The 13599-nt window shown below is 42.6% G+C and carries 10 protein-coding genes; all 10 read left to right on the forward strand.

Annotated features, from left to right (window positions below):
• Positions 1-10: 10 nt before the first annotated feature.
• The 10 genes from SC206_RS21700 to SC206_RS21745 all read left to right on the forward strand — a co-directional run bounded on the left by SC206_RS21700 (position 11) and on the right by SC206_RS21745 (position 13454).
• The gene (locus SC206_RS21700) at positions 11-2512 is read left to right on the forward strand and encodes a glycosyltransferase family 4 protein (RefSeq protein ID WP_332740743.1); all 2502 of its coding nucleotides are present in this window, start codon (positions 11-13) and stop codon (positions 2510-2512) included.
• 120 nt (positions 2513-2632) lie between these two features.
• Positions 2633-3766, forward strand: coding sequence for a glycosyltransferase family 4 protein (locus SC206_RS21705; protein ID WP_332740745.1), 1134 nt, complete (start codon positions 2633-2635; stop codon positions 3764-3766).
• 168 nt (positions 3767-3934) lie between these two features.
• Positions 3935-4975 (forward strand): GDP-mannose 4,6-dehydratase, encoded by a 1041-nt coding sequence (gene gmd, locus SC206_RS21710; RefSeq protein ID WP_332740746.1) that lies wholly within the window; start codon positions 3935-3937, stop codon positions 4973-4975.
• Positions 4975-5874, forward strand: a complete 900-nt coding sequence (locus SC206_RS21715; RefSeq protein ID WP_332740747.1) for a GDP-mannose 4,6-dehydratase — start codon at positions 4975-4977, stop codon at positions 5872-5874. The genes gmd and SC206_RS21715 overlap by 1 nt, the downstream gene beginning before the upstream one ends.
• Entirely contained in the window at positions 5874-7022 is a 1149-nt protein-coding gene (locus SC206_RS21720; RefSeq protein WP_332740749.1) for a glycosyltransferase family 4 protein, read from the forward strand. Before SC206_RS21715 ends, SC206_RS21720 begins: the two co-directional genes overlap by 1 nt.
• Positions 7015-8142: a glycosyltransferase family 4 protein gene (locus SC206_RS21725; protein ID WP_332740892.1), complete on the forward strand. Its 1128-nt coding sequence runs from the start codon at positions 7015-7017 to the stop codon at positions 8140-8142. The genes SC206_RS21720 and SC206_RS21725 overlap by 8 nt, the downstream gene beginning before the upstream one ends.
• 281 nt (positions 8143-8423) lie before the next feature.
• A complete protein-coding gene (gene gndA, locus SC206_RS21730; protein ID WP_332740751.1) occupies positions 8424-9833 on the forward strand; it encodes an NADP-dependent phosphogluconate dehydrogenase in 1410 nt (469 codons plus the stop codon).
• Positions 9834-10050: 217 nt separating this feature from the next.
• Positions 10051-12123 (forward strand): DUF6311 domain-containing protein, encoded by a 2073-nt coding sequence (locus tag SC206_RS21735; RefSeq protein ID WP_332740753.1) that lies wholly within the window; start codon positions 10051-10053, stop codon positions 12121-12123.
• Positions 12124-12180: 57 nt separating this feature from the next.
• Positions 12181-12543, forward strand: a complete 363-nt coding sequence (locus SC206_RS21740) for a GtrA family protein (protein ID WP_332740755.1) — start codon at positions 12181-12183, stop codon at positions 12541-12543.
• A gap of 44 nt (positions 12544-12587) precedes the next feature.
• Positions 12588-13454 carry a glycosyltransferase family 2 protein gene (locus SC206_RS21745; RefSeq protein ID WP_332740894.1) on the forward strand — a complete coding sequence of 289 codons (867 nt, stop codon included), beginning with the start codon at positions 12588-12590 and terminating at the stop codon, positions 13452-13454.
• Positions 13455-13599 lie beyond the last annotated feature (145 nt).

A 13599-nucleotide genomic window follows, 5' to 3' on the forward strand; every position in this document is an offset into this window, starting at 1 on the left:
GACAGATACTTTGCACATATTAATTGACCTTCAAGGTTGTCAATCTGAAAGTCGCTTGCGCGGAATTGGTCGCTATACTGTTTCTTTAACTAAAGCACTTATTCGTCTTGCAACACAGCATAAAATTTCGATACTCATAAATGGCATGTACGACATTGATAATATCAATGCGGTAAAAAATATATATAAGGACTTAATTGATCCGGCTGATATGTATGTTTTTTCAGCACACATGCCAACGCATTTCAGTGATACTTCTAATCATGGACGGTTAAAAGCAGCACAAATTAATCGTGAACATGCTATAGCTAATATCAGTCCTGATATAGTCTTTGTTTCTTCCTTTTTTGAGGGTTTTTCAGATAACTTCGTGGTATCGCAAACCTCAAATAATAATCCTTGGAAGACATTTTGTATCTGCTATGACTTGATTCCATTGATCAATCCTGCTGTCTATTTAAGTGATGCTCTATTCAAGCAATTTTATATAAATAAAATTAAGGAATATGAGAACTTTGATGGGCTATTAGCTATTTCTTACTCTGTAGTAGAAGAAATTAAAAAGCATACGCAAGTGTTGCCTGAAAGAATTCAACATATTTCTTCAGCTGTTGACGACGAATTCCGAATCTTGGATATGAGTGATACTGACCGCGAAAGTTTGCGTAAAAAATATCATATACCTGGCGAGTTTTTAATGACTATCGGGGTGGTTGAACCTCGCAAAAATATCGATGCGCTTATCGAAGCTTACGGTTTGTTACCTGAAGCTGTCCGTGCGGATTATAGCCTTGTTTTAGCCTGTCAGATTAAGCCACATAACCGAACCTACTTGTTGGAAGTCGCAAAAAAACACGGCGTGCCGATGCATCAGATTGTCTTTACTGGTTATCTCACCGATGACGATTTGATTGGTCTATATAATATTTGCCGACTTTTCGTATTTCCTTCATTACATGAAGGTTTTGGCTTGCCTCCGCTTGAAGCTATGAAGTGTGGAGGGGCAACTATAACCTCTAACGCGACCAGTCTGCCGGAAGTCATGGGCTGGGAAGAAGGGATGTTTGATCCTAGAGATACTCCCGCAATGGCTGCGCTTATAGAGCGAGCGCTCACAGATGAAGTATTCCATGCCAAACTGGTAGCTCATGCGGCAATCCAGGCGACTAAGTTCTCTTGGCAGCGTAGTGCCGAGCTTTCACTTGAAGCCTTTGATAAAGCGCTCATGCAGACTTCTGTCAATAAACCTTTACTTGATCATAGTGGCCTTCAGCAGGTTATTGCAGATATCAAAGCTATTCCTGAACTTAACGATGAAGACCGTTTAGGTACTGCGTGGGCATTAGCGCAAAATAGTTTCACGAGCCATAAAAAGAAATTGCTCGTTGATGTTTCTGTATTGGTTGAGCATGATGCCGGCACGGGAATACAGCGTGTTGCAAGAAGCGTATTATCGTGTTTGCTGGATATGAGTTTCCCAGATTATGATGTACGGCCTGTATATTGCCAGATGGGCAAAAACTACCATTACGCGAATAAATACCAGAATTTGAAATTTGATTCCGCACATGGTCAGGATGATGCGGTGTTATTTAGTAAGGGTGATCTGCTGTTAGTGCTCGATTTAACTGCTCATTTGTTCCCTTATTTAAATGCTCATCTTGATAAGATTCGGCGCACAGGGGCTCAAGTCCATTTTGTGGTTTATGATATTATTCCAATTTCACAACCAAAATGGGCGGCTGAGAGTATTCAAAAAGTATTCCCAGGCTGGTTGGCGTCTTTGGCACAACATGCAGATGGGCTTGTTTGTATCTCACACAGCGTGGCAGAAGAAGTACGCACATGGCTCGACCAACAGCGTGAGAACATTCATATTAATCCGTACCTTACTGTGAAAAATTTCCTTTTAGGTGCAGATCTCAATGCCAGCATGCCTAGTAAAGGTATGCCTGAAAATGCGACGCAGATCTTAGCTACCATGAAAGAAAGTGAATCCTTCTTGATGGTCAGCACCATTGAGCCACGTAAAGGCTATCAACAAGCTTTCGAAGCATTCGATCTTTTATGGCGTCAGGGTAAGAAATGTAACCTTATTATAGTGGGCAAGCAGGGATGGGCCGTTGAGGAATTGGTAGAGAAAATCCGCCAACATCCGCAGCTTAATAAACAGCTATTCTGGCTCAACGGTATCAGTGACGAATTCCTTGAGTTACTTTATGACCAATCAAGTGCTTTACTGGTATCATCCTTTGCTGAAGGTTTTGGCTTGCCAGTAATCGAAGCTGCTCAGAAAGATCTGCCTGTTATCATTCGGGATATTCCGGTATTCCGTGAAATTGCTGGCGACAACGCAACATATTTTAATGGTTCTGAACCTGCCGTGTTGAGTGATGTGATCTTAAGCTGGATAGAAAATGCTAAAACAGGAAATATCCCTCAATCTTCGGATATCAACTGGCTAACATGGCGAGAAAGTACTGAATTACTAGTCAAGCAATTGCCTTTATAATTTATCGTCATCAATTAAGGCGCAGGGATATTCATTTTCGGCGCCTTGATTGGTTAAGTGCTGGCTTATGGCATTTAATAAAGATGTTTAATTTAAAGACTATTGCAGAAGGATGTAAAAATGAAGTTAGTGTTTGCGTCAGACTGCATTAAATATCCTCTAACTGGAATTGGTCGTTATGCTCTTGAATTAGCAACCCAACTTGAAACAAACGCCGAAATTAAAACACTTCATTACCTCAATGGTCGCCATTTGGTTGAGCATTTACCTGTTCCAAACGAAAATGGAGCGGTAGAGCCTCGGGTGAGAAGTGTGTTACGTAAAAACCCTATAATTACGAGCGCTTATCGGTATATATATCCTTGGTTAAAGTCTAGAGCTATAAATCAGGCGACAGATGCAGTCTTTCATTCCCCTAACTATTTTTTGCCCCCGAATGTTGACCATGCGATCGCCACTTTTCATGATTTGTCGATTTTTACCTGGCCTGAATGTCACCCAGCCGATCGCATTAAATTTATGCGTAAAGAGATGCTACTTTCGCTTAAACGGGCGGATAGGTTACTGACTATATCTGAATTCTCCCGTCAAGAAATCGCCAACTATTTTAACTATCCCTTGGACAAAATTGATACAACACCTTTAGCGAGTAGTGGACAGTTTTATCCACGTTCTGAAAGTGAAACTGCCGAACTCATGCAAAGGGTGGGTCTGAAGCATGGCAAATACTGTTTATATACCGGAACCATCGAGCCAAGAAAAAACATTGTGACACTATTGGATGCCTATGAGAAATTACCGATTTCAATCAGGGATCATTATCCGTTAGTGTTGTGCGGTTACGCAGGCTGGGGTAGTGAAGAAATTCATCTGCGGTTTAAACGCGGCGAACATGAAGGCTGGATAAAGTATTTAGGCTATGTAGCATCACAAGACTTGCCCTTACTATTTGCAGGAGCGAATACTTTCCTTTTTCCGTCTCTATATGAAGGGTTTGGATTGCCAGTGCTGGAATCAATGTCTTCAGGTGTGCCAGTGGTTTGTTCTAATGCAGCCTCTCTGCCCGAAGTGGTGGGGGATTGCGCATTAATGTGCGAGCCGATGGATGTTGATGGATTTAGTCATGCTATTCAGCGCGCGATAGAAGATAATGTTTGGCGTAGAAGGGCAATGGATTTAGGTATCAGCCAGTCCAAAAAATTCTCTTGGGCACGCTGTGCCGAGGAAACTGTTTCAGCCTATAAAAAGTTATAATGCGTTTTTATAGTTAGCAGACCCAAAAGTGATTTTAAGAAAGCGGATACATTTGTTCAGGTTAAATAGTTTGTTTAATCCGAGCTGAAAGTACACAACAACTTATCAATGCACTTTTAATTGATAATCAATAAACTATGACATTTGTAAACTTAGATGGATTTCAAGATGACTAATAAAGTAGCGATTATTACTGGTGTTACCGGACAAGATGGCGCGTATTTGGCTGAGCTTCTGCTGGAGAAAGGCTATACCGTTTACGGTACTTACCGTCGTACCAGCTCTGTAAACTTCTGGCGTATTGAAGAGTTGGGAATTAAAGGTAATCCTAATCTGCACCTGACAGAATATGACCTGACCGATTTGTCAGCCAGTATTCGTTTGCTGCAGAATACCGGTGCTACCGAAGTTTATAACCTTGCTGCGCAAAGCTTTGTAGGTGTGTCATTTGAACAGCCTATTACCACTGCCGAAATTACCGGCCTTGGCGCGGTAAACCTGCTTGAAGCTATTCGCATCGTTAACCCGAAAGTACGTTTCTATCAGGCTTCAACCTCTGAAATGTTTGGTCAGGTTCAGGCTATTCCGCAGAAAGAAGATACGCCTTTCTATCCACGCAGCCCGTACGGCGTAGCAAAACTTTATGCCCACTGGATGACCATTAACTACCGTGAAAGCTATAACATCTTTGCTTCCAGCGGTATTTTGTTCAACCACGAATCACCACTGCGTGGCCAGGAATTCGTCACCCGTAAAATTACCGATTCCGTTGCTAAAATCCACCTGGGCAAATTAGACGTGCTCGAGCTGGGTAATATGGATGCCAAACGCGATTGGGGCTTTGCAAAAGAGTACGTGGAAGGTATGTGGCGTATGCTGCAGGCCGATCAGCCTGACACCTTCGTATTAGCGACCAACCGTACCGAAACTGTACGTGATTTCGTTTCAATGGCATTCAAAGCAGTGGGTATTGAATTGCGCTTTGAAGGTAAAGACGAAAACGAAGTGGGTATTGATACTGCGACCAATAAAACGCTGGTTAAAGTTAATCCTAAGTTCTACCGTCCTGCAGAAGTTGAGCTGCTGATCGGTGATCCAGCTAAAGCTAAAGAAGTTCTGGGCTGGGAACCAAAAACTACGCTCGAGCAGCTGTGTAAAATGATGGTTGAAGAAGATCTTCGTCGTAATAAACAAGGTTTCTCCTTCTAATGACTAAAAATGGCAAAATAGCTTTAATCACTGGGATTAAGGGATTTACAGGCCATTTCATGGCAGCCGAATTATCGGCTGCCGGTTTCCAGGTCTTTGGCCTGGGAACTCAGCCATCCTCCTCACTGATTAATTACGCAGCCGTCGACCTGACTGATGTCGATGCAACAAAAGCGGTTATCGAAAAGATTAAACCTGATGTCGTGGTGCATTTGGCCGCCATTGCCTTTGTCGGCCACGCCGATATTAACGCCTTTTATAATGTGAACGTTTGCGGCACACGTAATCTGTTACAGGCCTTAGTTGACTGCTCACATCAGCCAGAAGCGGTATTAATTGCCAGTAGTGCCAATGTTTATGGTAATGCAGCAGAAGGGCGATTAAGTGAAGCGACGGAACTGAATCCGGCCAATGATTATGCGGTCAGTAAAATAGCCATGGAATATGTGGCGAAAATGTATTCGGCCAAGCTGCCGATTATTATAACGCGACCGTTTAATTATACTGGCGAAGGTCAGGCGACTAACTTCCTGATCCCTAAAATCGTCGATCATTTCAAAAGACGTTCTCCGACTATCGAGTTGGGAAATATTGACGTCTGGCGCGATTTTTCTGATGTGCGTTACGTGACGGCGGTATATCACGCATTAATTAATGCCCAGGCTTTCGGCGGCACCTTTAATGTGGCTTCGGGTGAAATGTATTCCCTGCGCGACGTTATTGCTCTTTGCGAGAAAATCACCGGTCACAAGATTGATGTTCAAGTGAACCCACAGTTTGTCCGACCGAATGAGATTAAAGAGCTTTGCGGTGATACACGTCGCCTTCAGGCAACATGTAAAGTCCTGCCTACGAAAATAGCGTTGGAAGAGACGCTACGTTGGATGCTAAATAACTGATGTTGAAAATAATCCTTTCCACTGACTGCATCAAGTTCCCGTTAACTGGCATCGGGCGCTATGCGTTCGAGCTGGGTAAACAGCTCGAAATCAGCCAGAGTGTTGACCTGTCATATCTCAATGGCTTATCAATCACAAAAACATTACCCGTAGCCAGCGAGACGGGTAATAGCGGACAAGGATTGAAGAGGCAGTTACAAAAAAGCCGTCTGGTAAGTGATATCTATAGAATCACTTATCCATATGCCAAGTCTTATGTGCTTAATAAGCAGAAAGAACATATATTCCACAGTCCCAACTATTATATCCCGCCTAATATCGGTAAAAGCGTTGCCACCTTTCATGATCTTTCAGTTTTCCACTGGCCTGAATTTCACCCGGCTGGTCGCGTGCATTTAATGCAGAAAGAGTTGAAAAAGACGGTGGCCCGCGCCAAGGTATTAATTACCGATTCAGAATATACCAAGACTGAATTAGTTGATTACTTTAGTCTTGAGGCGGCGAATGTCGTGGTTGCGCCTCTTGCCAGCAGTGGATTTTTTGCTCCGCGTCAGCAAGGCGAGGTGCAGTCGGTATTAGACAAGTATCAGCTGGGTTATAAGCAGTTCTTCCTTTATACGGGCACTATTGAACCGCGTAAAAATATTCTGAGTCTGTTGCAGGCCTATGACCGGCTTAATGCGGTAACAAAAAGAAATTATCCGCTGGTGATTAGTGGTTATAAAGGGTGGGAAAACGACGAGCTGTTCAAGCTGTTCAAAAAAGGCACCGATGAAGGTTGGTTAAAATATCTGGGCTTCACGGCTTCTGAGGATTTACCCAAGCTTTATGCCTCAGCGAAAGGTTTTTTATTTCCGTCTATTTACGAAGGGTTCGGATTACCTGTTCTGGAAGCCATGGCATCTGGCGTGCCGGTTATCTGCTCAAATGCCAGTTCTCTGCCAGAAGTGGTAGGCGAAGCGGCGTTGATGCATGACCCTTATGACGTTGTCAGCTTCTCGGAATCCATAAATCTGCTTATTCAGGACTCTTCGGTAGAGCAGAGCATGATAACTGCCGGCATTGAAAGGGCCAGTAAATTCTCATGGCAGCACTGTGCTGATAAAACCCTTCAAGCCTATAAGCAGGTTTCGGAACTCTATGATTAACGTCTTACACTGTTATAAAACCTATTATCCAGATTCCTTTGGTGGCATTGAGCAAGTTATCTACCAATTATCCGAAGGCGGAGTACAGCGGGGAATATCCTCGACCGTTTTTACGCTGACCGATAATGAGATTGGCGCTAATCCGAGCCCCATCGAGAATCATTCAAGCTATCGCGTCAAAACGCAGCTTGAAGTGGCCTCAACGCCTTTTTCGCTCAAAGCCTTTAATGAATTCAAAAAGCTGGCCGAAAAAGCGGATATTATTCATTATCATTTCCCGTATCCGTTTATGGACTTCTTGCATTACGGGGCCCGCATTAAAAAACCGAGCGTATTAAGTTATCACTCGGATATCGTCAAACAAAAATTCCTTTTGAATCTCTATACTCCACTGATGAACAAATTTTTGGGGGATATGGATGTGATCGTTGCCGCTTCGCCAAATTATGTTGAAAGCAGCAGCGTATTACAGCGATTTAAAAACAAGGTTGAGGTTATCCCGTACGGCCTTGACAGCAAATTTTATAATACCGCCACCGCTGACGTTAAAGCGCAATGGCAGCAGCGTTATCCAGATGGGTTTTTCCTGTTTGTAGGCGCATTCCGGTATTATAAAGGGCTGCATATTCTTATTGAAGCGGCCAAAAACTCGCAGTATCCGATTGTAATTATCGGCGGTGGGCCGATTGAGAACGAGTTAAAAGAGCAGGCTAGTAAAAGTGGCGTCACTAATATCGACTTTTTGGGCGCGCTAAGTAATGAAGATAAAGCGGCATTACTCGAGTTATCGACCTGCCTGGTATTTCCTTCTCATTTACGCTCTGAAGCGTTTGGTATTTCGCTTATCGAAGCGTCGCTCTATGCCAAACCGTTAATTTCTTGCGAAATCGGGACAGGTACTACCTTTATTAATATTGATGAATCGACAGGATTAGTCGTTCCTCCTGCCGATCCGCAGGCTTTACGCGTTGCTATGGATCGAATCTGGTCAAATCCAGAAGAGGCCAAACGCTTTGGTGAAGCCTCGAAAGTGCGTTTCGATCAGCTGTTCACGGCAGAACGGATGGTTGAGCAGTACGCTAAAATATATGAAAGTTTGCTCTCTGGCGGCGTGCGATAGTTGAAGTGCTTAAAACTTCCGCACAAAACATTTCATCGCTCTTTTTGACCTGCAATTTGCCACTGTTACCGGTAAAGTGTTTCGTGCTCAGCATGGTGGCTGAGGCTGAACTGCACCGACCACTTCGGTGGTAGTGATAGTTATAGCTGTGATAGGTACACCCTCAGTCATTCTGATGTACAATGCTTGGGTTCATTTGTATGGCGCGGTGGCGATAATCCCACTAATAACATGGGATTGCGTTGCACCGAGCTATCAACTATTTCAGACAGGAGTTGCTAATGTCCAAACAACAGATCGGCGTCGTCGGTATGGCGGTAATGGGTCGTAACCTGGCGCTTAACATTGAAAGCCGTGGTTATTCCGTTGCCATTTTTAACCGTTCTGGCGATAAGACCGAAGAAGTCGTTGCTGAGAATCCGGGTAAAAACTTAGTTCCATACTACACAGTTGAAGAGTTTGTTGAGTCACTGGAAAAACCACGCCGTATTCTGCTGATGGTGAAAGCAGGCGAAGCGACCGATAAAACTATCGCCTCCCTCACACCACACCTTGATAAAGGTGACATCCTCATCGATGGCGGCAACACCTTCTATAAAGACACCATTCGTCGTAACAAAGAACTTTCCGAGCAGGGCTTCAACTTTATCGGTACCGGCGTTTCCGGTGGCGAAGAGGGCGCACTGAAAGGCCCATCCATCATGCCTGGTGGTCAGAAAGAAGCTTACGAACTGGTTGCCCCAATTCTGACCGAAATCGCTGCATTGGCGGAAGACGGCGAACCTTGCGTAGCTTATATCGGTGCCGATGGCGCAGGTCACTACGTTAAAATGGTTCACAACGGTATCGAATACGGCGACATGCAGCTGATTGCTGAAGCTTATTCCCTGTTGAAACAGTCTCTGAACCTGAGCAACGAAGAGCTGGCTAAAACCTTCGTTGAGTGGAACGAAGGCGAGCTGAGCAGCTACCTGATCGACATCACCAAAGATATCTTCACCAAGAAAGACGAAGAGGGTAACTACCTGGTTGACGTTATTCTTGACGAAGCAGCCAACAAAGGTACCGGTAAGTGGACCAGCCAGAGCTCTCTGGACCTCGGCGAGCCGCTGTCACTGATTACCGAATCCGTTTTCGCTCGCTACTTGTCTTCTCTGAAAGAGCAGCGCGTTGCTGCTTCGAAAGTGCTGACCGGTCCAACCGTGAAGGCTTTCGAAGGCGAAAAAGCAGAGTTCATCGAGAAAATCCGTCGCGCACTGTATCTGGGCAAAATCGTTTCTTACGCTCAGGGCTTCTCACAGTTGAAAGCGGCTTCCGACGAAAACAACTGGGATCTGCAATACGGCGAAATTGCCAAGATCTTCCGCGCGGGCTGTATCATCCGTGCTCAGTTCTTGCAGAAAATCACCGATGCTTACGCTGAAGATGCTTCCATCGCGAACCTGCTGTTGGCACCATACTTCAAAAACATTGCTGACGAATACCAGCAAGCGCTGCGTGACGTTGTTTCTTACGCTGTGCAGAACGGTATTCCAACACCGACCTTCTCAGCTGCGATCAACTACTATGACAGCTATCGCAGCGCGGTTCTGCCAGCTAACCTGATCCAGGCTCAGCGCGACTACTTCGGTGCACATACTTACAAACGTACCGATAAAGAAGGCGTATTCCATACCGAGTGGATGGAATAAGTACATTTTTATCCTGTCGTTTAGTGGAGTGTGAACGCACTCGCTAATGAAAACCCAGACTAATTCGGTCTGGGTTTTTTTTTGCAAAGATATACTTTATCTGAAATTGATTACTAATTATCCCAATGGGTTTTAAAATTTGGACACACTTGGTTAATCTATGTACACTTCTTGACAAAATGCTTACTATTTTTAACAGATTGGTTAAGGAAGTTACATGTTGCAAGACAGGCCTGCTGGTAGCACTACCTACAGCGGATATTTAATCTCGGTAGTTCTCGGGATGGCTTTTTATTTTTTAGTTTTTGGTAGCGATGTTCTTAACCCTACACATATTGCATGGTTAAGTCAGGGTGATACAGCACAGGCGTATCTAGGATGGATTTTTTTTAGAAATTCACCATGGAGCTTTCCCGTTTTAGGCTTGACACCACATTTTGGTATGGAAGTTAGTAATGCCATAGTTTATTCAGATTCCAATCCGTTATTAGCTGTAATATTTAAGCTGTTTAATTCATACCTTCCTTCGGACTTTCAGTATTTTGGTATGTGGTTGTTGCTATGTTGTATTCTACAAGCAACATTTGCCTGGAAAATAATTAGTAATTATTCAGATAGTATGATTTTAAAAGTAGCTGGGGTATTGCTGCTGATGTTTATCCCGGCATGGATAAATCGTATCTATCATATTAATTTGATGGCGAATTTTTTTATATTGGCTGCTGTTTTTATCACGATTAGTCCGAGATACAGATACAATGCAATAAGTTGGGGGCTATTAATTTGTTCTTCGATATTGGTACATCTTTACCTATCGGTGATGGTCTGTGCTTTCTGGGGTTGTGTCATGTTAGTTAACATCATAAATAACAGGAAGTTAGTTCTTCGGGTTGTACTGTTTCAAATGCTTCCTATTATTGTTATTTCTGCAATGTTAGCTTATGTGTTCGGTTATTTATCTGTAAGCCATGGGGTGGCTGGTCAAGGTTTTGGTGCTTATCGTGCAAATCTTTTATCACCATTTTTAGCTAATGGATGGTCTTTAATTATAAATACACATAGCTATTTACCAACTGAGGGTGAAGGCTTTAACTTTATAGGGCTTGGTGTAATTTTTCTTGCACTAATAAATATTATAAATATATATAAATCTATAACTATTTCAAATTTTAAAAAACAATTACCTATTCTCATTGCTGTTATTTGTTTGTTTATTTATTCATTAAGTAATCAGATTGGCATCGGCCCTTATACGCTACATTATCCTTTGCCGGATTTTATTCTTAGATTATGCGCCATGTTTCGAGCTTCTGGGCGTTTTTTCTGGCCTGTCACTTATTTGTTTATTGTGTATTTGATAGTATTGACGATTAAGAATAATAGTCGAGAAGTCTCCTGTTATTTATTGGCATTTTGTGCATTCGTACAAATTGTTGATACTAGTAACGGTTGGTCAATGATCCACAAAAAATATACAACTAACGAACAATCTAATTGGACTCCTCACCTTACAAGCGAATTTTGGGCTAACGCAGCAAATAAATATAGCAATATACGATGGGTGCCTTTTGATAACTCGTCTGAAAATTATTGGAAGGAGCTTTCCTTCTATGCGTCTAAAGCAAATAAAGCAACTAATGCTGTTTATATGGCCCGTTTTGATACGATTAAAGCTGGGCAAATGAATAAAGATGTTCTTGAGTCATTGCTGGATGGCAAATACAAAAAAGATACTATTTACGTAATGGATAAGGATTGGAGTTCGTTAATCACTATTCAACCATATGATCTCTATGCCAAAATAGACGGAGTATATATTCTTGCTCCTGGATATGGTCCTTGTGCACAATGTCAGATAATTTATCAAAAAAGATTGATTGAAAAATCTTTTGATTTTAGTCAGCAAGGTAAAAATTCACTTCTTTTAGCAGATGGTTGGTCAATTCCTGAAGTTTGGGGTGTATGGAGTAGTGGTAAGCAAGCTACAATCATGCTTCCTCTCAACGCGGGTAGTCATAAAATAACGTTGAAATACAATCCGTTTATATCATCTAAATCGCCAGTTCAGCATGTGGTTATTAAATCACAAGGGATAACCATTGCCAATTTCAAAAGTTCAGATGGAGCAGGATCGTCTCAAGAAATTGCTCTCCCTGATGAATTAACTGAAGGCCATAAAACCATCAGTCTTCACTTTGAATTTCAGGATGCCATTACTCCGATTAATGCTGGTCTTGGTCCTGATACACGTATGTTGGCGATAGGGATCAAATCTATCAGCGTTGAATGATATTGATTTTGAATGCCTACGGGTCATGTCAATTGACTGTCGAGAAAGAAGGTCACAATGATAAAAATCTTGTTCAAATATTGTGTCGTCGGAGGCTTTAACACTGCGCTGCATTGGATATCCTTTGCTGTTGTCTATCATTTTTTGCATGGTACGCAGGCGGTGAGTAATCTTGTAGGCTTTTGTATTGCTGTAACTTTTAGCTTCTTTGCCAATGCCAAGTGGACTTTTAACGCCGAACAAACCACCCTGCGCTACTTCATGTATGTTGGGTTCATGGGTTGCCTTGCTCTCGCCTTTGGTTTTATGGCCGATAAGATGCAGTTTAACCCATTAATCACCTTGATTGGCTTTACAATAACCAGTCTAGTTATTGGTTTTCTGTATTCAAATTTTGTCGTATTTAGGAAAAAAGTGTAATGAGGATTTCTCTTGTAGTACCCGTTTTTAATTAAGAGGCCACAATACAGATTTTCTATAAAACGGTGCGCGAATATAAAGACTTAAAGGATTATGAAGTCGAGATTGTCTTCATTAACGATGGCAGCAAGGATTCGACTGAGGCGATAGTTAATTCTTTGGCGTTGGCCGATCCTCTTGTTCAGGAAGTAAACTTTACCCGTAATTTTGGCAAGGAGCCCGCCTTGGTGGCGGGTCTTGAACATGCTACCGGTGATGCTGTTATTCCTATCGACGTCGATTTACAGGATCCCATAGAAGTCATACCACGCTTAATTGAAAAGTGGCAGGCGGGTGCTGATATGGTGTTGGCCAAAAGAGCGGACCGTACTAGCGATGGTCATCTTAAGCGTCAGTCGGCTCTCATGTTTTATCGATTACACTATAAAATCAGTAATCCACAAATCGAAGAAAATGTCGGCGATTTTCGTTTGATGTCACGCCACATGGTCGAAAATATCAAGCAACTGCCTGAAAGAAACCTGTTTATGAAAGGGGTTTTAAGCTGGGTAGGAGGAAAAACTGAAGTTGTGGAATATTCGAGGGCTGCTAGGGTAGCGGGAACCAGTAAATTCAACGGCTGGAAATTATGGAATTTGGCGCTTGAGGGCATCACCAGTTTTTCTACATTTCCACTTCGCGTTTGGACATATATAGGATTAATGGTTTCACTATTATCATTCCTCTACGGCGGCTGGTTAGTTCTCGATACACTTGTATTTGGTAACCCTGTGAGCGGTTATCCTTCAATTATGGCCTCTATATTATTCTTAGGCGGTGTGCAACTGATTGGGATTGGTATACTTGGTGAGTACATTGGCAGGATATATATTGAGACAAAGGGTAGACCAAGATACGTTATTAAAAAGTGATTGACCTATAAAAAAAGCCGCCTAATTCAGGAGGCTTTTTCATATCTGGAGCAAATAGTAAAATTTGTCTATAAAGACATTCACGCAGCTTTTCAAGCATGGTATGGAAATCTAAATCCTGTGGCCAAACATAGACCATCAAGTG

The sequence above is a fragment of the Rouxiella sp. T17 genome (assembly GCF_036663475.1).
Classification (GTDB): Bacteria; Pseudomonadota; Gammaproteobacteria; order Enterobacterales; family Enterobacteriaceae; genus Rouxiella.

Coding starts and splice junctions, on each gene's coding strand:
- SC206_RS21705 (WP_332740745.1), top strand. CDS start 2,633: ATGAAGTTAGTGTTTGCGTCAGACTGCATTAAATATCCTCTAACTGGA.
- gmd (WP_332740746.1), top strand. CDS start 3,935: ATGACTAATAAAGTAGCGATTATTACTGGTGTTACCGGACAAGATGGC.
- SC206_RS21715 (WP_332740747.1), top strand. CDS start 4,975: ATGACTAAAAATGGCAAAATAGCTTTAATCACTGGGATTAAGGGATTT.
- SC206_RS21720 (WP_332740749.1), top strand. CDS start 5,874: ATGTTGAAAATAATCCTTTCCACTGACTGCATCAAGTTCCCGTTAACT.
- SC206_RS21725 (WP_332740892.1), top strand. CDS start 7,015: ATGATTAACGTCTTACACTGTTATAAAACCTATTATCCAGATTCCTTT.
- gndA (WP_332740751.1), top strand. CDS start 8,424: ATGTCCAAACAACAGATCGGCGTCGTCGGTATGGCGGTAATGGGTCGT.
- SC206_RS21735 (WP_332740753.1), top strand. CDS start 10,051: ATGTTGCAAGACAGGCCTGCTGGTAGCACTACCTACAGCGGATATTTA.
- SC206_RS21740 (WP_332740755.1), top strand. CDS start 12,181: ATGATAAAAATCTTGTTCAAATATTGTGTCGTCGGAGGCTTTAACACT.